Genomic DNA, 20138 nt, shown 5'->3' with positions numbered 1-20138 from the left:
CGGTCACCTGGTCACGGCGGTGGGTGCCGACGGGGTGAGGGTGCAGCGCAGCAGGTCCGCCGGGTCGAGGCGGGCCTTCAGCCGGGCCAGGCGCAGCCGGTCGGCCGGTTCCCACACGTCGTGCGCCGTCCCCTCGGTGCCGCCGTCCGGGTGGCCGCCGTAGACGAAGTTGAGGAACCGCCCCACGCGCCACGGTGCCAGCGCGTCCTCGAGCTTGCGGTGCGCCGCACGTGCCTGGTCTTCGCTGGTGTCCGCCAGCGGGGACAGCACGCGCACGAGACAGTGGGCGTCGCGATGGCCCACGGCGTTCGGGACGTCGGGCGGGTCGGTCAGGGCCCCGCCCAGGTGGCGGATGTCGATCACCTGGCGGCCCGGCGCGTCCGGGTGTGCGGCTTCGCGCACCGCTTGGACCACCTGCGGGCCGAACTCCCGCAGCATGTGGTTGGTCCCCAGGTAGGCGTGCGGCCACGGCGGGTCGTGGTAGATGGATCCGCACTCGGTGTACGGCATGACGGCGACGCTGTCCGAGAGGGTGGGACCGGCGGCCCGCAACGGAGCCACCAGCTCCGCTCCCTTCCGTGGGTCTCCGTGGAACGCGATGCGCACATGGGTCACATGGCGGCCCCGCAGGGCGACGGGGACGGCCGGCACGTCGGGGTAGGAGAGCAGGGACACCGAGGACGTCAGTTCCCTGGGCAGGACGCGGATCCACTCGCGGTAGACGTCGAGCAGGTGTGGGACCCGCGCCGTGTCGAAAACCAGCTCGCCGCCGTACAGGTTGCTGACCGCGACCAGGCCGATCTCCATGGCGGTGACCACCGCCAGGGTGCCGCCGCCCCCGCGCAGCGCCCAGAAGAGCTCGGGTTCGGTGTCCGGCGTCACCCGCCGGGTGCGGCCGTCGGGTGTCACGACGTCGAAGGACCGCACGTGGTCGGCCGCGTAGCCGAACTCGCGAGCCAGCAGGCCGAGACCGCCGCCCAGTACGTAGCCCACCGTGCCGACGTCCGTGGAGGAGCCGTTCAGAGGCGCGAGACCGTAGCGGGTGGCGGCGTCGACGACGTCGCCGACGCGCGTGCCCGCCGCGACCCGCGCGGTGCGCGTCGCCGGGTCCACCGTCGCCCCGGTCAGCGCCGAGGTGTCGATGAGCACACCGCCGTCGGTGGGTACGGTCAGGCCGTGGCCGGTCGCCTGCACCGCGAGGGGAAGCTCACGGTCGGCGGCGTACCGCACCGCGGCCGCCACGTCCTCGGCGGCGGCGACCCGCACGAGGACGGAGGGCCGGTGGCGGTAGGCGGTCTGGAAGCCCGAGCAGCCGACGTCGAAGCCCTGGTCGCCCGGGGTGAGTACCGCTCCTCGCACCTGGCTCCTAAGCTGCGCGCTCACCGCGGTGAGCCGCCGTTCCGCCAGGGGCGGTCCGGTTCCGTCGCCGTGCCCGCGAGGTACCGCGTCCAGGCACGTACGGTGGGCTCGGCGGCGAGGACCGCGAAGTCGGCCACCAGTCCCTGTCGCCGCCACCGACCGCTCAGTCGCATCACGCGGAGCGAGTCGAGCCCCAGGTCCGCGAGGTCGGTGTCGTCTCCCACGTCTTCGGGCGCCACCCGCAGGACCGCGGCGACGGCGTCCCGTACGTCCTCGATGGTCACGGTGGGCCCTGAGGCCGGTGTGCCGCTCATCGCCGCGCCGTCCCTTCCGTCCCGCCGCCCGGAGTACTGCCGGCCGGCTCGGTGATCTCGACGACCGCGCAGCCCGCCTCCATGCCCTCCGTGGCCCCGAGGAGCAGCACGTGGTCCCCTTTGCCGACCTGGCCCGTGGTCCACAGATGTGCCAGGCCCAGGACGAGGTCGCCCACGCTGGCGTGGCCGATGGTGCGGGTGTACTCCCAGGTGCCGAGCTTCGTCGGCACCCCGAGCGGGTCGAGCAGGAGCGAGTGCAGGGCGTCCTCGTTGAAGCCGATGTGGGCGACACGGGCGATGTCGTCCCAGTCGACGCCGGCCTCGTCCAGGGTGCGGTCGGCGACCTCGGCGACCAGTTCGCCGTAGCGGGTCACCGCGTTGATCATGTCGTGCGGGCCGGCGCCGGGCCGCTCGGCCCATGCCCGCAGTCGGGGTCCGACGAGCATGGGGCGTTCGGGGTGCCGCGCGGGAGGCAGCAGCGGCTCGTCGCCGCGGTGCATGGACTCGAGATCGGGGAGAGAGCGGGAGCCCACGGCCTTCAGCCGTGCGAAGCCGCAGCGGGTGGAGGCGACGAGGGCGGCTCCGGTGTCCGCGTAGACGGCGTGCTCCGAGTCGTTCCACCGGTCCACCAGCGGGGTGGAGAAGTTGTCCGCCGCCGTGATGAGGACCGCCTCCCCCTTCGTCGAGCCGGGCCGCAGCATGTCCGCGGCCAGGCGCAGGGCGGTGAGCACCGACAGGCAGCCGTGCCCCACCTCGAAGGCGGGGATGGGCCGGTCCAGTGTCCGGTGCAGAACGAAATGGGGGGCGGACCAGCCTTCGGGACCCTGGTAGTAGACACCGCTGTGCAGTACGGCGGCGAAGTCGCCGGGGCCGTGGCCGGAGTGCTCGACGGCCTGCCGGGCGGCCCGGACGGCCATCTCCGGTGCGGAGAGGGCGGGTTCGATGGTGACGGAGGCAAGGCCGGACTCCTCCGCCGCGGTCGCCTCGAACCAGCCCCGGGCCACCGCTTCCGCCACGGGCGTGCGCTGCGGCAGGTACGTACCGATGCCCGCGAGATGTATGTCGCCGACCTTCACTGTGCGTCCCTTTCCTGGGTGGGTACCGGCGCTGCCGGCGGATCAGAGCGGAAGCGGTTCGAGCTCTCCGGAGAGCACCTGGTCACGCAGTGCCCGGCGATCGACCTTTCCGTTGGCGTTGAGCGGCAGGTCGTCCACGAGGTGGAACGAGAACGGGATCATGTAGGGCGGCAGGGAGTCGCGCAGGCCCTTCTCGATCGCGTAGGCGTCCGGGTCCGGACCGGAGAGGATCGCGGCGAGCACGGTGGTGCTGTCGTCCTCGCCCGGTACGGCCACGACCACGGCCTGGTCGACGCCCGCCTGCTGCCGCAGGTGTGCCTCCACCTCGCCCGTCTCGACACGGTGGCCGAGGATCTTCACCTGCGAGTCGAGGCGTCCGAGGAAGATGAACGCGCCGTCCGGGGCCCTGCGTCCGAGGTCGCCCGTGCGGTACCACCTGCCGTCCGCCCTGGTGTGGAAGCTGCGCCGCGTCTGCTCGGGGTCCCGCCAGTACCCCTCGAAGACCTGAGGCCCCTTCAGACAGATCTCGCCCGTGGCACCGTCGGGGACCACGCTGCCGTCCTCGGCGAAAAGGTCGGCTTCCATGCTCGGGTACGGCGTGCCGATCGGGACGACGCCGTTCACCGACAGGCCGGGGGAACGCAGCGGGTCCCAGCGGTACGCCATGCAGGCGATGGTCGCCTCGGTGGGCCCGTACAGGTTCTCCAGCACGGAGTGGGGTGCCGCGGCCTGCCAGGCGGCGGCCGCCGACGCCGCGAGGGCCTCCCCGCAGAACAGGCTCCAGCGCAGTGTGGGCATGCTGCCGGGCGCCAGTGCGCCGCCGCGCTGTTGCAGTACGGCGACCGAGGGCACCGAGAACCAGACCGTGATGCCCCGCTCGCGGACGAAGTCCACCGGGGAGCGCAGGTCGGGGCCGTCCATGGGCACCAGGCAGCCCCCGCTGCCCCAGGCCATGAACAGATCGAAGACCGACAGGTCGAAGGTCTGGTCGAAGGTGTTGGTGAACCGGTCTTCCGGGGTGAAGTCGTAGCGCTCGGAGTTGCCCCTCAGGAAGGAGGTGACGTGGGCGTGCGCGATCGGTACGCCCTTGGGCCGGCCCGTGGACCCCGATGTGAAGAGCAGGTACGCCGTGTCGTCGGGGTCGCCGAAGACCGGCTCGGGCAGGAGGCTGCCGCCCTCGATGTCGCGCCTGGTGAGCACGCGCGTCCCGGACGGCAGCCCGTAGGGCACGTCGTCGGTCTCCGGGAGCAGGACCGGCGGGGTCTCGCCCAGGGCGCTCAGCAACGGGACGAGCTGGGCGACGGCTCCGTCGTCGCTGAGGACGGCGTCGAGGCCGGACCGCTCCACGATGTCCTGGTTGCGGGCCGCGGGGTACTTCTTGTTGAGCGGCACCGCCGCCGCGCCCGCGTAGAGGGCCGCGAGGAAACCCGCGTAGGTGACGAGGCTGCGGTGACCGAGGACGCCGACGCGGCGCGGCCGTGCGCTCACCCGGAGCAGCGCGGCGGCCCACTGTCGCGCGACACGGTCGAGTTCGGCGTACGTCCAGCTGTCTCCGGCGAGCGACAGGGCGGGGCGGTCCGCGTGGCGTCGTGCGGAGGCGTGGAAGCCTGAGTGGAGGAATCGGAGGGACGGGAGGTTCGGGTCCTGCATGGGGTTCTCGCGTTCCGTATCGATGAGGTGCCCGGGCATCGGTCGGTGATCGCTGGTCGGGACGGTCAGGGCTGGAGTCTCGTGACGCTCCAGCCCTGACCGGCCCGGTCGTATCGCAGCCGCTCGTGCAGCCGGTCGTGGCCGTTGGCCCAGAACTCGACCTCGTCGGGGCACAGTTCGTAGGCGACGAAGGCCGCCGGGCGGGGCAGCGGCTGCCCGCTGTGTGCCAGCCGCGCGGCCCGCTCGCGCAGCGCGGCCACGTCGTCGAGGCTTTCGAGGGGCTCGCTCTGGCGTGACGCGGTCGACATGGAGTGCGTGAAGACGGGGCGGGCCGCCCACAGGGCGTCCGCTTCCGCGTCGGACAGCCGCTCGACCGGGCCGGCGACCGTGATCTGACGGCTCGTCTCGCGCCAGTACAGCACCCCCGAGGCCCACGGATTGCGTTCCAGGTCCCGGCCCTTCCGGCTGCCCAGGTGCGTCGTGAAGAGCAGCCCGGTGCCGGTCAGCCTGTTCACGACGACGGTCCTCGAGGACGTGCGGCCGTGGACGTCGGCCGTGGCGAGCGCGAGCGCCCGGGGCTCGCGGACGTGGTGGTGTTCGGCCTCGGTCAGCCATTCCCCGAGCAGCTTCAGGGGGTCGGACGGGGGTGCCGTGAACTCCGGGAAGGGCAGTTCCACGGTCCCGGTGAGGGACTCGGACCTCGTACTGCTCATGTACGCCTCCGGGTGCGGCTGTCGTGGCCGGTCACAGGTGCAGGGTTCCTTCGATCACGACGACGCCCTCACCGCCTGCCTCGACGCCGGTGACGTCGTCACCGTCGCCTTCGGCGCAGGCGTGCATCGTCGAGGGCCTGCCCATCTCCACGCCCTGCGTGATCTGGATGCGCTGTCCGTACTTGGCCACGCCGTGACGGGCCAGGTGGATCGCGATGGGACCGGCCGCGGAGCCCGTGGCGGCGTCCTCGACCACGCCGTACGCGGGCGAGAACATCCGGCTCCGCCATCGCGTCCCGTCGCCGGCGATGCAGTTGACGGCCATGTCGGTGAACGCCGCGAGCGCACGGTGGTCGGGGTCGAGGGCGGAGAGCTCGTCGACGCTGCCCAGGGCGACCAGCACATGGCGGGGTCCGTTGCGGTAGATCTCCACGGGCAGGGCGGTCTCCCGCACGCCCAGGGCGGCGAGCAACGCGTCCCGCTCCTCGAACCGCTCCCAGACGGGCACCGGCTGCCGCATCCACGCTTCGGTCACCACCCCGTTCTTCCGGGTCAGTTCGAAGGGGACGGGGCCCATGGCGGTCTCCAGTGTGAGCCGCTGCGCGGTGCCGCGGTTGCCGAGGGCGATGGCGGTGCCCAGCAACGGGTGTCCGGCGAAGGGGAGTTCGTTGACCGGTGTGAAGATCCGGACGTGGGCGTCTCCGCCCCTCTCCGGGCGCAGCACGAATGTGGTCTCGGAGAGGTTCATCTCCTTCGCGATGCGCTGCATCTGGTCGGGCTTCAGGGTGTTGGCTTCGAGGTAGACGGCCACCGGGTTGCCCTTCAGCGCCTCGGCGGCGAAGGCGTCGACCACGACGTAGGGGTGGTGCATGGTGTCCTCCCGCTGTGCGCTCATCGGTTGAGCACGTCCCGCAGGACGTCGGCCAGGATGCGCGGTCCGTCGAGTGTGAGCACAGACTCGGCGTGGAACTGCAGGGACGCGAACCGCGGCCCGCGCAGGGCGTACACGTCTCCGGTCTGTCGGTCGCGGCTGACCTCCACCACTCCGACACCCTCGACCTCGCGCTTGTCCTCGGCGCTGCGGGCGGTGAAGGTGTTGTAGAAGGCGACGTCCTCGCGCGCTCCGAACAGGTCGATGGTCTTCTGCAGTCCCTGCCTGGGGACGGCGAGCCGGGCCAGTTCGAAGCCCAGGGCCATGCTGAGCACCTGATGGCTCAGGCAGACCGCCAGGAACGGCTGGTCGGCGGTGAGCAGCGTGCGCACCGCGGCGTGCAGATGGGCCACCTTGGGGTCGGAGGTCTCGGTCGGATCCCCCGGTCCCGGTCCCATGACCACCAGGTCGTGGCCGTCGAGGGCGTACTCCTCGTCGAAGCGGCGTACGGACACCTCCAGTCCGAGGGCGCGCAGCTGGTGGCCGATCATCGCGGTGAAGGTGTCCTCGGCGTCGACCACCAGTGCGCGGCGGCCGACGAGGTCCCGGTGCGGTGCGGCGCGGTGGGCCGCGTCGCGCAGCCAGAAGTCGGAGATGGCGTCGTTGCGCCGCGCCAGCTCGGCGCGGACGCGGGGGTGGGCGGCGAAGCCCTGCGGGCCGCCCGCCTCCAGCGCGGCCACCAGCCCGGCCGCCTTGGCCCGTGTCTCGGCTGCTTCCTCGGCCGGTCGGGAATGGCGCACCAGAGTGCCGCCGACCCCGATGCGCACCCGGCCCGAACGGTCGATGTCCGCCGTACGGATGAGGATGGCGGAGTCGAGGGCTCGGCGGCCCTGGGCGTCCCGGCCGATCAGCGCGGCGACCCCGCTGTAGTAGCCCCGTCCCTGCGGCTCGTGGTCGGTGATGACGCGGCAGGCGCTTTCCAGCGGTGATCCGGTCACCGTCGGAGCGAACAGGGTCTCGCGCAGGATGTCGCGCACGTCCAGGTCGGTACGGCCCTCGATGAAGTACTCGGTGTGGGCGAGACTGGCCATCTCCTTGAGGTGCGGGCCGGTCACCCGGCCGCCCTCCGGGCAGATCCGGGCCATCATCTTGAGTTCCTCGTCGACGACCATGTACAGCTCGTCGGTCTCCTTGCGGTCGGCGAGGAAGGCCAGGACCTCGGGCAGGGCCGGGCCGGCGGCCGGATAGCGGTACGTGCCGCTGATCGGGTTCATCACAGCTCGGCCGGCGTCCACGCTGATGTGGCGTTCGGGCGAGGCGCCGACGAAGGTCCACTCTCCCGTGTGGATGAGGAAGGTCCAGTACGCGCCCGTCTCGTGCTGCAGCAGACGGCGGAAGAAGGAGAGCGCGCTGTGCGGTCCGTAGCCGGTGATGTCCGCGACGAAGGAACGCTTGATGACGAAGTTCGCGCCTTTCCCGGTGCCGATGGCTTCGTCGACGATGGTGCGGACGATCCCTTCGTACGTTTCGTCGTCCAGATCGAAGTGGCCGTCGCGCAGCGCGGTGGGGACCTTCGGGAGGCGGGCCAGCGCGGTGACGAGAGGGAGCTGCCGGGCCTCGGTGACGCTGAGGGCGATCAGCGGGGACCCGTCGTCGGGGGCGGGGTAGCCGCGTTCGGTGATCTGCCGGTAGGGGATCACGGCGAGCACCTCGTGACGCGGGCCGCCGGGAGCTGGGTCACCGGTCTCCGCGAGGGGGAGGTCGGCCAGTGCGGCGGGTGTCGTCACCTCGCCGACGAGCACGTCGAGTGTGTCCGGGCCCGCGGCCTCCGGGCGGTGCAGCAGCGCGTAGGCGCCCGCCCGGTTCGTCAGGATGTCGTCGAGCAGGTCGGTGCTCACTCGAAGATCTCCTTCGCCGTGACGATCTTTCCGCAGCGTTCTGCGGCGTAGCCGAGCGCCATGCGGTGGTGCCGTGCGGAGAAGTCGGCGACCGCGTCACCGACCAGGAAGGGCTGGATGTCGTGGGAGAACGCCTCGACGGCGGTCGCCAGGACGCCGACGTGCGCGTAGACCCCGCACAGGATCAGCTGGTCCCGGCCGCTGTCGCGGAGGAGGTCGAGCAGCGGTGAGTCGAAGAACGCGCTGTAGCGCCACTTGGTCAGGAGCCAGTCCCCCGCCGCGGGCGCGAGTTCGGCGACGATCTCGCGGTCGGCCGGCTCCGGGCGCATGCCCTGGCCCCAGAAGTCCTTCAGCAGACCGCGCTGTTGCTCGGTCATGCCGCCGGGCTGGGCCGTGTAGGCCACGGGGACACCGGCTGCGGCGCACTGGTCGCGCAGTGCCGCCGCGTTGTCGACGAGCTGTGCGCGGGTGCTGTCCGGCAGCGGGGCCAGGAAGTAGCGCTGCATGTCGTGGACGAGCAGCACGGCGCGGTCCGGGTCGGCCTTCCAGTCGACCAGGTTGACGGGCAACTCGGCGGCGGAGGGCAGGGAGTACGGTTCGATCGGCGGTATACCAGGCATGGTCTTCCTCGCGCGTCGGGGTTCAGGAGTTCCAGACGGACAGCACCGAAACGGCCTGACGGGGGTTGAGGCGCGGGTCGCACAGGCTCGTGTACTTGTCGCCGACCCGGTCAAGATCGGCCTCGGTCGAGATGCACTCGGTGACGTCGTCGGGGGTGGTCTCCAGGTGCAGGCCGCCGCAGGTGCCTCCCATGGCGGTGACGACCTCCTGGAAGCGCGCCACTTCCTCCGAGACCGCTGTGACGCGCCGGGTCTTGGTCCCGCCCGGCGCCGTGACCGTGTTGCCGTGCATGGGGTCGGTCAGCCAGATGACGGGGTGTCCTTCGCCGCGCACGGCTGACACCAGGGGAGGCAGGCACGCGGCGACCCGGTCGGATCCCATGCGTGCGATGAGGGTGAGTCGGCCCGGTTCGCGCAGCGGATCGAGTCGTCGGCACAGGGCGACGAGTTCGTCCGGTGTGGTGCGGGGTCCGACCTTGCACGCCACCGGGTTGATCACGCGCGAGAGCAGGGCGACGTGGGCGCCGTCGACCTGGCGGGTGCGTTCTCCGATCCAGGGCCAGTGGGTGGAGCCGAGGAAAAGGCGGCCCTCGCCGTCCTCGCGGAGCAGGGGCAGTTCGTAGTCGAGCAGGAGTGCCTCGTGACTCGTCCAGACCGGTGGCACGATGAGGGGGTCCCCGGCGGGCCCCCGCCATCCGAGGTGCCCCATGATCTCCTCGGCGGCCCGGTAGCCGGCCAGGAGACGGCGCGGGTCGGGGCGCCGCGCTTCCGGATCGGGTTCGGGGGCGTTGACCAAGTGGCCGCGGTAGGAGGTGACTTCCCCGCCGTTCAGGGTCTCGGTGGGGCGGGAGCGGGGCTTCGCGAACTGGCCCGCGATGCGCCCGGCCCGCAGGACCGGCTTGGCCGTGCTCATCCGCAGGGTCCCGGCCAGCACCTCCAGGAGGGCGGCCTTGCGCGCGACGTCGCCGTGCGTGCGTTCGCCGGGATCTTCGGCGCAGTCGCCGGCCTGTACCACCAGGGCCTCGCCCGCGGCGACCCGGGCGAGCAGTGCGCGCAGGGTGAGGAGGTCTGCGGGGCGTACGAGTGGGGGGCGGTCGGCCAGTTCCGACCGTGTGCGGTCCGCTTCGAAAGGGTCGGGCCACTCGGGCTGCTGTAACGCCTCGAGGCCGCGGATGTCACTCAGGACTTCCTGCACAGGGGTCTCCAGACAGCGACAGGACGAGGTCAGGTGGGGATGCCCGCGCGTTTGATCTCCGGTACGGGGATACCAAGTGCGCGCAGCTGCTCGAACGGGTTCATGAACTCGCGTTGCCGCCTGATCTTCCCGTCCACCAGTTCGAAGGAGTGCAGGAAGTGGTTCTCGTAGTAGCCCTCGGGATACCCCTCGAAAAGGATCTTGCCGTGCCCGTCGCACTCCACCCACAGGTGGTTGGGGTCGTCGGTCTCGAAGATCTGGACGTTGTACCACTCCCAGTCGGGGAAGCACCGCAGGGACCACACGGCGTGCTCAGCGAGCCTGTCCCGGCCCTTGATGGCGATGGGCGACCCGGTGTCGGTGGTCCACAGACCGCCGACGCCGTCCTCCGTGAACAGCAGATGCCGCTCCAGCCGGTCCTTGCCCTTGGTGTTCATGTACCGCTCGACCGTCGCCCGGTTGAGCCGGCGGAGTTCCTGCCGGTCGGTGAATCCCTGGGACTGCGCGACGTCCGACATACGTGTCCTCCAACGAGTGAGGGGAAAGGAATGCGGGGTGGCGCCGTGCACTAGCGGGGAAGGACGGACGGCCTGATCGAGGGAAGAGGAACGTCGATGACCACACCTGTGTGGCTGTGCCCCAGCTCCTGATCCGCTGCGCTGCGGCACACACCCCTCGACCGACCGGCCGATACGCCTGGCCCTCCCGACGACTCGAGGGCCACGGAGCTGTCCAACTCGCTGCCGTTGAACGCTAGGAGAGCCGTCGAGTGGTTGTCAACTGACATGGACGGCGATCACATCGAGTATCCACACTAGTGGAGAGCTATGCTGGCAGCCATTGCGGGGGAAGGGCCGAGGACCAAAAGAAGAGAGGGGCAGCCATGACTGACACGGCTCCCGACACCGCTCCCACCTTCGCCGACCGGCTGAACCACCTGTTCCACACGGTCGCACCAGCCGGGCGCGGGCCGTACAGCACGGACGAGGTCGCCCGTGTCATCTCGGCCACTGGCGTATCGATCTCCAGCAGCTACATCTGGCTGCTCCGGAACGGACAGCGGAACAATCCGACGCTGCGTCACATCGGCGCCTTGGCCAAGTTCTTCGGCGTGCCACCGGCGTACTTCTTCGATGACCGAGTAGCCGAAGAGGTCGACGCCGAGCTTGAATTCCTCGTTTCCCTCCGCGATGTCGGCGTCCAGCGGATCGCGCTGCGCGCGGCCGGCCTGTCACCCGAGAGCCTTCAGTCGATCAGTGACATCATCGAGCGGATCAGGGACCTCGAGGGCCTTCCCAAGGACACCAGCGACGGCAACAGCACCAAAAGTTTGCCTAAACCCCCCCACGGAAGAGCTTGAATGAACCTGCGTCGACGTTGCGAGAAGATAGTTCGTAGTATCGACACATCCGAGCCACTCCCCATCGCAGATCTCTGCAGAAAAGTCAGCGAGCAAACCGGTCGCCCGATCTTATTACAGGAGATGTCCCTTCCCGCGGGCTCCCCCAGCGGTTTATGGCTGTCGACAGGGAGGATCGACTACATTTTCCACGACAGCCGGGCGAGTCAATTACACAAGGACCATGTCATCGCACATGAACTGGGACACATCCTGTGCGACCACCGGTGCGACAACGACATCTCCGACTTGACCTCCCGGTTGATGCCGAATCTCGCGCCGGAGATGATTCTCCGTGTACTGCACCGGTCCCGTTATGACGCGGTGGAGGAGCAGGAAGCCGAAATCATCGCTTCACTCCTCATGTACCGGATGAAACGCCGACGGGGCGAAGCGAGCAGAACCAAGACCCCCGTGCACATGATCAGGCGCATCGAGAGGACTCTACTCCGGAACCGGCGGACCGCGCCGTGATCACGTTCCTGCACGTGTTCTGCAGCGTGGCGGCATGGATCGGCTTCTGCTACATGCTGAATTCCTACCGCCGCAACAGGGACGATCCGGCGCTCCGCTACCTGTGCGTCACGTTCGGCCTGTCCGGGATCAGCTTCACGCTTCTGGTTCCCGCGGTCTGGATACGCCTGGACTCCTTGATCGGCGTTCCCAACATCACCGCCCTGCTGGCCTCGAGCGGCGTCATCTGCCTCGTCTTCGGCCAGCAGATCACCCTCCAGTACTGGAACCACCCTCCGGCCATCGCCCGCAGGAAGGCCCGGACCCGGATCGTCCTGTGCGGTCTCACTCTGGCCGCGACGACGATTCTCTTCGTCAACCTCGAACCCTTGGTCCGGCACCCCGAGGACTTCAGCGTCTACGAGGGGCACTCCGCCTATTACTTCACCTACCTCCTGATTTACATCGGCGTATACACGAGTGGCGAGGTCATCATCGCCCGTACGTCGTGGAAGAGCGCCAAGGAGACGGGGAACCCGCACCTCAGGGCCGGCCTCCAATTCCTCGCGGTGGGCGCCTGTCTGACACTCGGATACAGTGCGATCAGGTTGGGAAACCTGTTTGGATCGCTGTTCGGGGTCGATTTACCGCACCGCAACGAGTTGTCGTGGCTTTTCGGGAACACCGGAGCGTTCCTCACCATCGTGGGTTTCACTTTTCCCGGCTGGGCGCCTCGCCTTCAGCCCGCGTACGACTGGTGCGTGAGGTTCCTTGCCTATCACCGCCTCCACTCCCTATGGGCGACGATGCATCAGGCCATTCCGGAAATCGCGCTCTCCCCGCCCGGTCGCAGGATCTACGACTTCGCAACAGTCAGGGAGCTGGAGTACCGGCTCTACCGACGCGTGATCGAGATCAGGGACGGGCAACTCGCCCTGCTTCCATATGCCGACTGCACCTCGGTCGTCCGGGCGGAGGCGTTTGCCCGCAAGTCCGGCTTGAGCGAGGGCGCCATCCGGTCGGTCACTGCCGCTGTGGCCATCAGCACGGCCCTGAACCGCCTGCCAGGGGGGCAACCCTCCTGCTCAGACATGAGACTGCCTCGAGCCACAGGTTCCGCCGATTCGGACCTGGACAGCGAGGTCACCGAACTGCTGGCTATCTGGTGCGAGTTGAGGTCGATGATCGCGTCCAACAGCTGGTACTGGAGATCGGACGAGATGAGGCGGGAAGTACAAGGTGGCGGGGATCCGGAACGAGTCTGCGCGGCACACGGGTCTGGCGCAGCGGCTTGATCAGCAGAGTCCCGCTCCTGTGATGAACGCGGCACGGTCCGTTGGTTTGTCACCAGTGGCCGACCATCATTCTTCGGTCCGCGGCAGGCCGTGTTGGCGAAGGCTCCTTGCGACGCGGGAGCCCCCATCACACCCGCGCCCTGACCCGCCCACCTCTCATCGACGGTTCCTCCATCACCTTGGGGTGCCTGACTCTCGGGGGGCGCCGGTGGGCGACCACTTCGTCGTCGGTCGTCCACGGCACCGCGGACGAGGAGCTGATCGACGAAGCCCACCAGCACACCGAGGTCGGCCGGCCGCCAACGCGGACGGCTCCAGACGAGACCGACTTGACCCTCGGTGCCGCCCCGCGCCCGCGCTGCCAACGTGAGAGGAGTGACCCGCAACCGTGGAAGCGGGCGCTGGGGGCTGGTTGGGCCGAGCCTGGGAGCAGGCCGGGCGGCATCGTGCATTCCATGACTTCGACTCACGGCAAGACCATGGCCGGCACCAGCTGCTGCCACCCAAGATCCAGACCAGTCACGGGCCAAGGCATGGTGCCGGTGTCGCGAGCGTCGCTCACCGGTGCCGGAATCAACCGCCCCGGAAGACCCTCCGACCGCTGTCTTCTCCGCCAACGACGAGGCGGCGCTCTGCGTCATCGAGGCCGCCCGGGTGTGCGGACCGCGGGTGCCTGAGGCCATCAGCGTGGCGGCTTCGACGACACTCCCGCATCCCGTACCTCCGTCCCACCCCTGACCACCGTCCGCCGGCGCTTCGCCGGGGCCGGACGCGCCGCGCTGCTCGCTCTGCGTCCGACGCGCCGCGGGAGGGTCCCTGGACGGCCACCGCGTGGAGCCGGCCGTCCGGCTCGTCGTCCGGGCCTCCACCGCCCCGGCGCCGCCCGCCCTGCAGCTCCGTCCTCACAACGGACCTCGGTCGTGCCCCTTCGCCTCCGGCGCACCGTGAACGCGTGGATGACGACGTGTCTCTTCACTGGCGATGTGCTCTGTGATTCTCACCGGACGGCGCCCGACGGCGGGGGATTCATGCTCCACCTGATCGCCCTGGTCAGGACATGGCCGGTGAGCGGCACCGCGATGTCCTCGAACACGGGGACGCGCGGAAGCCCCAGCAGCCTGCGGGCCCACTCCGGGAGGGACGTCACCGCGTTGGCGGCGAGCAGAGCGTAGGCGGGCCGGGCGACAAGCGGCAGCGGTGGCTGGAGCAGCAGGAAGCGCGCGGTCTCCCGGCACTGCGGGGTGGCACGGAGTTCCGGACGGTACGCGGCCAGGCGGGCTTGGAGCTCCGCCCGCGTCCGTGGCGGGTCCGGCACCCCGAGGGCCGTCGCCACCTTCGCCGTGTCCGCCACGTAGGCGTCGTAGTCGGTGGATGCGAGGGGCCGGGCCCCGAAGCGCTCGTGGGCGCGCAGGAAGCTGTCCGTCTCGGCGACGTGCACCCACTCGAGGAGGTGGGGATCGGCCGCCCAGTAGGACTCGCCCTCGGCTGACACCCCCTTGACCCGCTCATGGATCGCGCGGACCCGTTCGACGGCGCTGCGGGCGTCTTCGGCGGTTCCGAAGGTCGTCACGGCGAGGAACGTACTCGTGCGCTGCAACCGCCCCCAGGGGTCACCGCGGTATCCGGAATGCGCGGCCACGGCGGCCATGGCCAGCGGGTGCAGGGATTGCAGCAGCAGGGCGCGCAGGCCACCGATGAACATCGAGGCGTCGCCGTGCACGACGCGGATGGGCCGTTCCGCGCCGAACCATCGCGGCCCCGGGGTGGTGTGGATGCGAGCCCGGTTGGCGGGACCGTCCGGCCCCGCGACACGACTGAAGAGCGCCTCGCCGAGCCTGGCCCGCACGCCGGAAACCACGCGGACGTCCATGCCCACGGTCCTATTGTGCGCCGTCGGCGTCCGCGGCGGAACAGATGGCGGCGTTGTCGCACCTTCGCGGGACGGCGCCGCGACGCAGAGCACGGAGTCCAGCGACTTTTAATTAGGTTAGGCTAAACTAAGAAAATCTCGGGAGTTCGGATCCGTGCGGTGCGTCGTCAGGGGAGGGAACCGCCGTGGGCTTGCCGGCCATCGACTCGTACCCGATGCCGGATCGTTCCTGCCTCCCCCGCACGCACGTCTCCTGGCAGATCGATCCGGCACGTGCGGCGTTGCTGGTGCACGACATGCAGAACCACTTCGTCGGGGCGCTCCCGGCGGGGCGCTCCACCGTGGTGGAACTCGTCGACAACATCGTGGCGCTGCGTGAACTCGCCGACGCCCTGGGCCTGCCGGTCGTCTTCGGCGCGGAGCCGGCCGGACAGCCGCCGGGCACGCGGGGTCTGGTCGCCGACCTGGGGGCCAGGCATCGGGGACGAGCCGGACGCCGCCGCGATCATCGCGCCCCTCAGGCCCCGCCCCGGCGAGCACCTGCTGGCCAATGTGCGGCACAACGCCTTCCTGCGCGGCCATCTCGGCAGACTGCTGCGCTCTGGGGGCCGCGACCAGCTGATCATCTACGGGGTGCACGCACATTTCGGCGTCCTGCTGACGGCGGCGGACGCCTTCATGAACGACATCCAGCCGTTCGTCGTCGCCGACGCGGTGGCCGACATCTCCGCCGAGGAACACTCCCTGGCCCTTCGATGGGCCGCGCGCAGCGGCGTGGTCTGCACGACGGACTCCCTGCTGCGCGGCCTGCTCTTCCACAAGGAGCGGCGGAAGGCGTGACGACGCTCCCCCTGCCCGTCGAGGTCCTGGCCTGCCCATGAATGGAGTGCATCCGTGAGCGTGACCCGAGCCGACCAGGTCGCGACCTGCTCCACCGAAGAGCTCCACCCACCGGAGGAACTCCGGGGCAGCACCGTCGTCGTCAAGTACGGCGGCCACGCCATGGTGGACCCCGCCCTTCAGCGGACGTTCGCCCGCGACGTCGTGGAACTGTGGCGCGCGGGCCTGCGCCCGGTCGTCGTGCACGGCGGCGGACCGCAGATCAGCGCGATGCTCGACCGCCTCGGTCTGGAGACCCGCTTCGAGGCGGGTCTCAGGGTCACCACTCCGGAGACCATGGACGTGGTGCGCATGGTGCTGACGGGCCGGGTCCAGCGGGAGCTGGTCGGTCACATCAACGCCCATGGCCCCCTCGCCGTGGGGATGACGGGCGAGGACGCGCACACCATGACGGCCGTACGGCGGCCGGCCTGGGTGGACGGCCGGGCGGTGGACATCGGCCTGGTCGGGGACGTCGTCGACGTGAATCCGCGCGCGGTGCGCACGCTCCTGGAGCAGGGGCACATTCCGGTGGTCTCCCCCGTGGCCCGGGGTGAGGACGCGCAGGTGTACAACGTGAACGCCGATCTGGCGGCGTCGGCGCTGGCCGTGGCCCTCGGCGCCGCCCGCCTGGTGGTGCTCACCGACGTGGCGGGACTGTACGCCGACTGGCCGCACAGCACCGAGGTGATCGAGCGGCTGACCGTCGAGGAACTGGCCGCGCTGCTACCGAGGCTGGCGGCCGGGATGCTGCCGAAGATGGAGGGGTGTCTGCGGGCCGTCCGTGGCGGTGTACGCAGGGCGCACGTGCTCGACGGCCGCGTGCCGCACGCACTGCTGCGGGGCGTACTGGGCCGGAACAGCCCCGGCACCCTGGTTCTGCCGGAGCACGGCTCCGGCATCCCGTGCGCCGGGGCTCGTTCCGCCTGAGGATCCGACGCCGTCACAGGGGTCGCGCGAGGACGCGAGCGTTGCGGCGCGGGTCCAGGGACGTCGCCCAGACCGGCGGCGCGAGGCGCACGCCGGCCGGGGCGAACCCGTGCCGCAGGAAGAGGCCGCCGCTGCCGACCGTCGCGGTGAACAGGCAGCCCACCGACTGGGCGCGCGCCGTGGCCAGCACGGCACGCAACAGCCGGCCTCCCAGCCCGCTGCCCTGCCGGTGCCGGGCCACGCAGAAGTTGTAGAGCACGCCCGCGGGGCCGCGGCCCCCTTCCGCGTCGGCCGCGTGGACGCGCAGAGCCAGGCAGCCCTCCAAGGCTCCGCCGGGTCCCTCGGCCACGAGGAAATCGGCCGCGTGGGCGGCGTAGAGCGCGACGGGTCGCCGGCGTAACTCCCCTGAGGTCACGAAGGGTTGGGACAGGGCGGCGAGTGCGGCGGCGTCCTCGGGACGGGCGGGGCGTACGACGCAGATCGCCGTGACAGGAGCACACGGCAACGGCGGTGCGGTGCGCGGCGTGGCCGTGTTCAACGCTTCCCTTCCCCGCTTTCAGGTCCGCCGTCGCCGCGATCGCGACCGTCGACGTAGGTCGCCACCACCTCGATGTCGCCGATGCGGGAGGTGTCGACACGCCGCGGGTCGTCGCCGAGCACGACCAGGTCGGCGCGCTTGCCCGGGGAGAGGCTGCCGATACTGTCCTCCCAGTGGCAGGCATAGGCACCGGCGACGGTGTAGGCGCGCAGCGCCTCGTCCACGGTGATTGCCTCGTCGGGGCCGATCACCTGGCCGGACTCGGAGGCGCGCTCGACCATGAACTGGACGGCCCGCAGCGGGGATCCGTCGGTGACCGGCCGGTCGGAGCTGCCGACCAGGGTGATGCCGTGGTCCAGGAATCCCTTGCCCCGGTACAGCCACGGCGCCCGCTCCTCGCCCATGATCGCCGCGTAGTCGTCGCCGAAGTAGCGCAGGAAGTTGGGCTGGACGACCGCGCTCACACCGAGCCGCGCGAAGCGCGAGAGCTGGTCGGGGCGGATGAGGCCCGCGTGTTCGACGCGGTGCCGGACGCCGTGGCGCGGGCGCAGGCGCTGGGCCCGTTCCAGGGCGTCGAGGACGACATCGGCCGCGCGGTCGCCGATGGCGTGCACGGCGAGCTGCCAGCCGGCGAGGTGGCCGGCCACGATCGTCTCGGTGAGCGTTTCCGGCTCGTCCTGCAACTGGCCCGTGTGGTCCAGCCCTTCGTAGGGGCTGCTCAGCGCGGCGGTACGGGCCATCATGCCGCCGTCGGTGTAGATCTTCAGGGCGCCGACGGAGAGCCAGTCCTCACCGAAGCCGGTGCGCAGGCCGAGGTCGAGGGCCCTGGGAATGCCGTCGGCCTCGTGCGCGCCGACCGGTCGCAGCCGGTCAGCGGCGACCATGAGCTGCACCCGCAGCGGCAACAGGCCTTTTTCGCGGGCGAGTTGGTAGGCGCCGAGTTCGACCGGGCTGTGCCCGAAGAGAGTGCCGCCGATGCCTGCCTCGGCGCAGGCGGTGACGCCTTCGGCTACGCAGGTCCGGGCCGCGCGTCCGATCGCCTCGGCGAGTTCCTCCTGGGAGTGCGGCAGGCGCAGTGCGCGGGCGGCGCCCATCGCGCCTTCGGCGAGGAAGCCGTTCTCGTGCGGGACACCGGCCGGGAGCAGGTCCAGGACGGCGGTGTTGACGACGCAGCCGTGTCCGGAGTCGTGCAGCACGAACACCTTGTGCCCGTGGCTCACCCGGTCCAGTTCGGCGGCGGTCAGATGACGGCCCAGGGTCCGCTGGTCGTAGCCGGCGATGTTCACCCAGGCGCCGGGCGCGCCCTTTTGGAGGACGGCTTCCTCCACGACGGCCAGCACGTCGTCGATCCGCGTGCGGCCCGCGATGCTCGGCGTGTTCTGCTTGAAGCCGGTCCAGGCCAGATGCACATGGGCGTCGATGAACCCGGGCAGCACGGTGGCGCCCTGAAGATCGATCACCTCCCGTGCGGGCAGCCCGGTCACGGCCTCGTCCAGGCCCACGATCCGGCCCCGCCAGATGCCCAGGTCGTGGGCGACGGGGTGGGCCGGATCCATGGTGACGAAACGGGCGTTCGTCAGTCTGGTGCAGAGCATCGGGTGTCAGGCGTCCATGGACTCGGCGAGGGAACGGGGGCGCAGGTCGGTCCAGTTGGCCTCGACGTACTCCAGGCAGGCCTCGCGGGTGTTCTCCTCGAAGGCGATCGTCCACCCCCCGGGCACGTCCGCGAAGGACGGCCAGAGCGAGTGCTGGCCCTCGTCGTTCACGAGGACGAGGAAACGGCCGTCGGCGTCGTCGAAGGGGTTGGTGCTCATGTGCCGGTGCCTCCTGTGAAAATTAGGTTAGGCTCGCCTAATCGCAAGTGAGCTTAGCCTTCTCGCTTTCCGCTCCACAAGGAGACGTGCAATGAGGTTGGTGGGGGAAGACACGTTCGCCGCGTTCGGACTGCCCGGCACACCCGGCACCGACGAGTTCTGGGCGGCCGCGCGGACACCCGCGTCGATACCCGACGGCGACGGCTGGGTGACCCTCTTCCTGTGGCGTGGGCCCGACGCGGCGCTCATCGACTTCGAGAGCTGGTCCGAGCCCGTGCCCTTGGCCCGGTTCGGTGAGACGGACTGCTGGTACGCCGAGGTGCCCATGCCCGCCCGGCTGCGGGTGACGTACCGGTTCCGCGTGGGCGAGGAGGCGTACGCCGATCCGCTCAACCCGGCCGGGGCCGGCGGTGACCGGTCCATCGCCGGGACGCCGGACGCGCCGGCCCAGCCGCACTGGCCCGCTGTCGGCGCCGACGGAGTGCTGCCCCTCCCCCGCACGCGGATCCGCTGGGCCAGTGAACGGCTGGGCGGACGGCGGACCGTACGCGTCCATCCGGCGGGCGGCGGCGGACCGGTGGTGCTGCTGCTCGACGGGGACGACTGGCTGTATCTGCACCCGGCCATGACCGCGTTCGACTCGGCGGTCGCCGGTGGGGAGATGCCGCCGGTCACCCTCCTCTTCCTGCCGGCCAAGGACAGGGAGGCCGAGTTCGCGTGCCGGCCCGAACTGTGGGAGGCGGTCCGGGACGAACTGCTGCCGCTGGTGGCGGAGTCCGGGGTCCGTGCCGACCTCGACCGGTTGGTGGTCGCCGGGCAGAGCCTCGGGGGATTGAGTGCGGTGTACGCGGCGCTGGAGTTTCCGGAGCTGGTGTCGCGGGTGGCCTGTCAGTCGGGGTCGTTCTGGTGGACGTCCGATGCGATGGGGACGGCGGACCCGTTGGGGGGGCCGGTGGGTGGTGCGATCGCCGCGCGGCTGCGGGAGGGGGCGGATCTGTCGGGGCTTCGGGTCGCGTTCGATGTGGGGGAACACGAGACGCGGATGCTGCCGCATTGCGAGGCGGTGGAGGCTGTGGCCGAGCGGGCCGGGGCGGCCGTGCGGGTTTCGCGGTCGGCCTCCGGCCACGATCGGGTGGGGTGGCGGCATGCCCTGCTGAGGGATGTCGCCTGGGCACTGGGATCCGGGTGATTGTCCGCGGGCCGGTGGGATTGAGCGCGCCCGCGCGGCGGAGCCGCACATCGAGAAACAGCCCCGCGCCCCTCG

The 20138-nt window shown here is 70.5% G+C and carries 20 protein-coding genes and 1 pseudogene; 7 read left to right on the top strand and 14 right to left on the bottom strand.

Going from position 1 to position 20138, the window contains the following annotated elements; genetic code table 11:
* Window positions 1-3: 3 nt before the first annotated feature.
* Genes HDA41_RS35735 through HDA41_RS35690 form a run of 10 tightly spaced genes read right to left on the bottom strand, consistent with a single transcriptional unit; the run spans window position 4 to window position 10214 of the window.
* Window positions 4-1359 (bottom strand): FAD-binding oxidoreductase, encoded by a 1356-nt coding sequence (locus HDA41_RS35735; RefSeq protein WP_230299511.1) that lies wholly within the window; start codon window positions 1357-1359, stop codon window positions 4-6.
* Window positions 1360-1379: 20 nt separating this feature from the next.
* On the bottom strand, window positions 1380-1673 hold the full coding sequence (locus HDA41_RS35730) for a phosphopantetheine-binding protein (protein WP_184991419.1): 294 nt from the start codon (window positions 1671-1673) through the stop codon (window positions 1380-1382).
* Window positions 1670-2749, bottom strand: coding sequence for a ketoacyl-ACP synthase III family protein (locus HDA41_RS35725; protein ID WP_184991417.1), 1080 nt, complete (start codon window positions 2747-2749; stop codon window positions 1670-1672). Before HDA41_RS35725 ends, HDA41_RS35730 begins: the two co-directional genes overlap by 4 nt.
* Before the next feature lie 42 nt (window positions 2750-2791).
* Window positions 2792-4438: an amino acid adenylation domain-containing protein gene (locus tag HDA41_RS35720; RefSeq protein ID WP_221511677.1), complete on the bottom strand. Its 1647-nt coding sequence runs from the start codon at window positions 4436-4438 to the stop codon at window positions 2792-2794.
* 26 nt (window positions 4439-4464) lie between these two features.
* Window positions 4465-5112: a phenazine biosynthesis FMN-dependent oxidase PhzG gene (gene phzG / locus HDA41_RS35715; RefSeq protein WP_184991415.1), complete on the bottom strand. Its 648-nt coding sequence runs from the start codon at window positions 5110-5112 to the stop codon at window positions 4465-4467.
* A gap of 31 nt (window positions 5113-5143) precedes the next feature.
* Window positions 5144-6007, bottom strand: a complete 864-nt coding sequence (locus HDA41_RS35710; protein WP_311772176.1) for a PhzF family protein — start codon at window positions 6005-6007, stop codon at window positions 5144-5146.
* Window positions 6004-7881 carry an anthranilate synthase family protein gene (locus HDA41_RS35705; RefSeq protein WP_184991413.1) on the bottom strand — a complete coding sequence of 626 codons (1878 nt, stop codon included), beginning with the start codon at window positions 7879-7881 and terminating at the stop codon, window positions 6004-6006. Before HDA41_RS35705 ends, HDA41_RS35710 begins: the two co-directional genes overlap by 4 nt.
* On the bottom strand, window positions 7878-8501 hold the full coding sequence (locus HDA41_RS35700; protein ID WP_184991410.1) for an isochorismatase family protein: 624 nt from the start codon (window positions 8499-8501) through the stop codon (window positions 7878-7880). The genes HDA41_RS35705 and HDA41_RS35700 overlap by 4 nt, the downstream gene beginning before the upstream one ends.
* A 22-nt stretch (window positions 8502-8523) precedes the next feature.
* Entirely contained in the window at window positions 8524-9696 is a 1173-nt protein-coding gene (locus HDA41_RS35695; protein WP_184991408.1) for a 3-deoxy-7-phosphoheptulonate synthase, read from the bottom strand.
* A 29-nt stretch (window positions 9697-9725) separates the two neighbouring features.
* Complete coding sequence (locus tag HDA41_RS35690; RefSeq protein ID WP_184991406.1) at window positions 9726-10214, bottom strand: PhzA/PhzB family protein; 489 nt, start codon at window positions 10212-10214, stop codon at window positions 9726-9728.
* Between the two features lie 365 nt (window positions 10215-10579).
* Here HDA41_RS35690 and HDA41_RS35685 point away from each other — a divergent pair, with 365 nt between their 5' ends.
* From HDA41_RS35685 to HDA41_RS41880, 4 genes and pseudogenes are all read left to right on the top strand, one after another.
* Window positions 10580-11056 carry a helix-turn-helix domain-containing protein gene (locus tag HDA41_RS35685; protein ID WP_184991404.1) on the top strand — a complete coding sequence of 159 codons (477 nt, stop codon included), beginning with the start codon at window positions 10580-10582 and terminating at the stop codon, window positions 11054-11056.
* Window positions 11057-11569, top strand: a complete 513-nt coding sequence (locus tag HDA41_RS35680) for an ImmA/IrrE family metallo-endopeptidase (protein WP_184991402.1) — start codon at window positions 11057-11059, stop codon at window positions 11567-11569.
* Window positions 11566-12843: an MAB_1171c family putative transporter gene (locus tag HDA41_RS35675; protein ID WP_184991392.1), complete on the top strand. Its 1278-nt coding sequence runs from the start codon at window positions 11566-11568 to the stop codon at window positions 12841-12843. Before HDA41_RS35680 ends, HDA41_RS35675 begins: the two co-directional genes overlap by 4 nt.
* Before the next feature lie 528 nt (window positions 12844-13371).
* Window positions 13372-13581 (top strand): annotated as a pseudogene (locus HDA41_RS41880) (substrate-binding domain-containing protein); the annotation flags it as partial.
* Between the two features lie 259 nt (window positions 13582-13840).
* On the opposite strand, the gene HDA41_RS35665 reads toward HDA41_RS41880, so the two are convergent.
* Window positions 13841-14713 (bottom strand): oxygenase MpaB family protein, encoded by an 873-nt coding sequence (locus HDA41_RS35665; RefSeq protein ID WP_184994021.1) that lies wholly within the window; start codon window positions 14711-14713, stop codon window positions 13841-13843.
* A 375-nt stretch (window positions 14714-15088) separates the two neighbouring features.
* On the opposite strand from HDA41_RS35665, the gene HDA41_RS35660 reads away from it, so the two are divergent.
* Window positions 15089-15553, top strand: a complete 465-nt coding sequence (locus tag HDA41_RS35660; RefSeq protein ID WP_311772175.1) for an isochorismatase family protein — start codon at window positions 15089-15091, stop codon at window positions 15551-15553.
* Window positions 15554-15613: 60 nt separating this feature from the next.
* On the top strand, window positions 15614-16522 hold the full coding sequence (gene argB / locus HDA41_RS35655) for an acetylglutamate kinase (protein ID WP_268251508.1): 909 nt from the start codon (window positions 15614-15616) through the stop codon (window positions 16520-16522).
* A 13-nt stretch (window positions 16523-16535) separates the two neighbouring features.
* On the opposite strand, the gene HDA41_RS35650 is transcribed toward argB, so the two are convergent.
* From HDA41_RS35650 to HDA41_RS35640, 3 genes are read right to left on the bottom strand one after another with little or no spacing between them, the layout of a single operon-like run.
* Window positions 16536-17060, bottom strand: a complete 525-nt coding sequence (locus HDA41_RS35650) for a GNAT family N-acetyltransferase (RefSeq protein ID WP_184991388.1) — start codon at window positions 17058-17060, stop codon at window positions 16536-16538.
* Window positions 17057-18655: an amidohydrolase gene (locus HDA41_RS35645; protein ID WP_184991386.1), complete on the bottom strand. Its 1599-nt coding sequence runs from the start codon at window positions 18653-18655 to the stop codon at window positions 17057-17059. Before HDA41_RS35645 ends, HDA41_RS35650 begins: the two co-directional genes overlap by 4 nt.
* A gap of 6 nt (window positions 18656-18661) precedes the next feature.
* Window positions 18662-18874 carry an MbtH family protein gene (locus tag HDA41_RS35640; protein ID WP_086599049.1) on the bottom strand — a complete coding sequence of 71 codons (213 nt, stop codon included), beginning with the start codon at window positions 18872-18874 and terminating at the stop codon, window positions 18662-18664.
* Window positions 18875-18965: 91 nt separating this feature from the next.
* Between HDA41_RS35640 and HDA41_RS35635 the strand changes: the two genes are divergently transcribed.
* Complete coding sequence (locus HDA41_RS35635) at window positions 18966-20063, top strand: alpha/beta hydrolase-fold protein (RefSeq protein WP_184991384.1); 1098 nt, start codon at window positions 18966-18968, stop codon at window positions 20061-20063.
* Window positions 20064-20138: the final 75 nt, after the last annotated feature.

It is taken from the genome of Streptomyces caelestis, assembly GCF_014205255.1.
Classification (GTDB): Bacteria; Actinomycetota; Actinomycetes; order Streptomycetales; family Streptomycetaceae; genus Streptomyces; species Streptomyces caelestis.
The sequence above is the reverse complement of the archived record's forward strand: the minus strand, read 5'-3'. Positions and strand labels throughout refer to the sequence as shown.

What these genes read in the sequence shown, in the direction of transcription:
- HDA41_RS35730 (WP_184991419.1), bottom strand. Translation starts at nt 1,673, where the DNA reads ATGAGCGGCACACCGGCCTCAGGGCCCACCGTGACCATCGAGGACGTA.
- HDA41_RS35720 (WP_221511677.1), bottom strand. Translation starts at nt 4,438, where the DNA reads ATGCCCGGGCACCTCATCGATACGGAACGCGAGAACCCCATGCAGGAC.
- phzG (WP_184991415.1), bottom strand. Translation starts at nt 5,112, where the DNA reads ATGAGCAGTACGAGGTCCGAGTCCCTCACCGGGACCGTGGAACTGCCC.
- HDA41_RS35710 (WP_311772176.1), bottom strand. Translation starts at nt 6,007, where the DNA reads ATGAGCGCACAGCGGGAGGACACCATGCACCACCCCTACGTCGTGGTC.
- HDA41_RS35700 (WP_184991410.1), bottom strand. Translation starts at nt 8,501, where the DNA reads ATGCCTGGTATACCGCCGATCGAACCGTACTCCCTGCCCTCCGCCGCC.
- HDA41_RS35690 (WP_184991406.1), bottom strand. Translation starts at nt 10,214, where the DNA reads ATGTCGGACGTCGCGCAGTCCCAGGGATTCACCGACCGGCAGGAACTC.
- HDA41_RS35685 (WP_184991404.1), top strand. Translation starts at nt 10,580, where the DNA reads ATGACTGACACGGCTCCCGACACCGCTCCCACCTTCGCCGACCGGCTG.
- HDA41_RS35680 (WP_184991402.1), top strand. Translation starts at nt 11,057, where the DNA reads ATGAACCTGCGTCGACGTTGCGAGAAGATAGTTCGTAGTATCGACACA.
- HDA41_RS35665 (WP_184994021.1), bottom strand. Translation starts at nt 14,713, where the DNA reads ATGGACGTCCGCGTGGTTTCCGGCGTGCGGGCCAGGCTCGGCGAGGCG.
- HDA41_RS35645 (WP_184991386.1), bottom strand. Translation starts at nt 18,655, where the DNA reads ATGCTCTGCACCAGACTGACGAACGCCCGTTTCGTCACCATGGATCCG.
- HDA41_RS35640 (WP_086599049.1), bottom strand. Translation starts at nt 18,874, where the DNA reads ATGAGCACCAACCCCTTCGACGACGCCGACGGCCGTTTCCTCGTCCTC.
- HDA41_RS35635 (WP_184991384.1), top strand. Translation starts at nt 18,966, where the DNA reads ATGAGGTTGGTGGGGGAAGACACGTTCGCCGCGTTCGGACTGCCCGGC.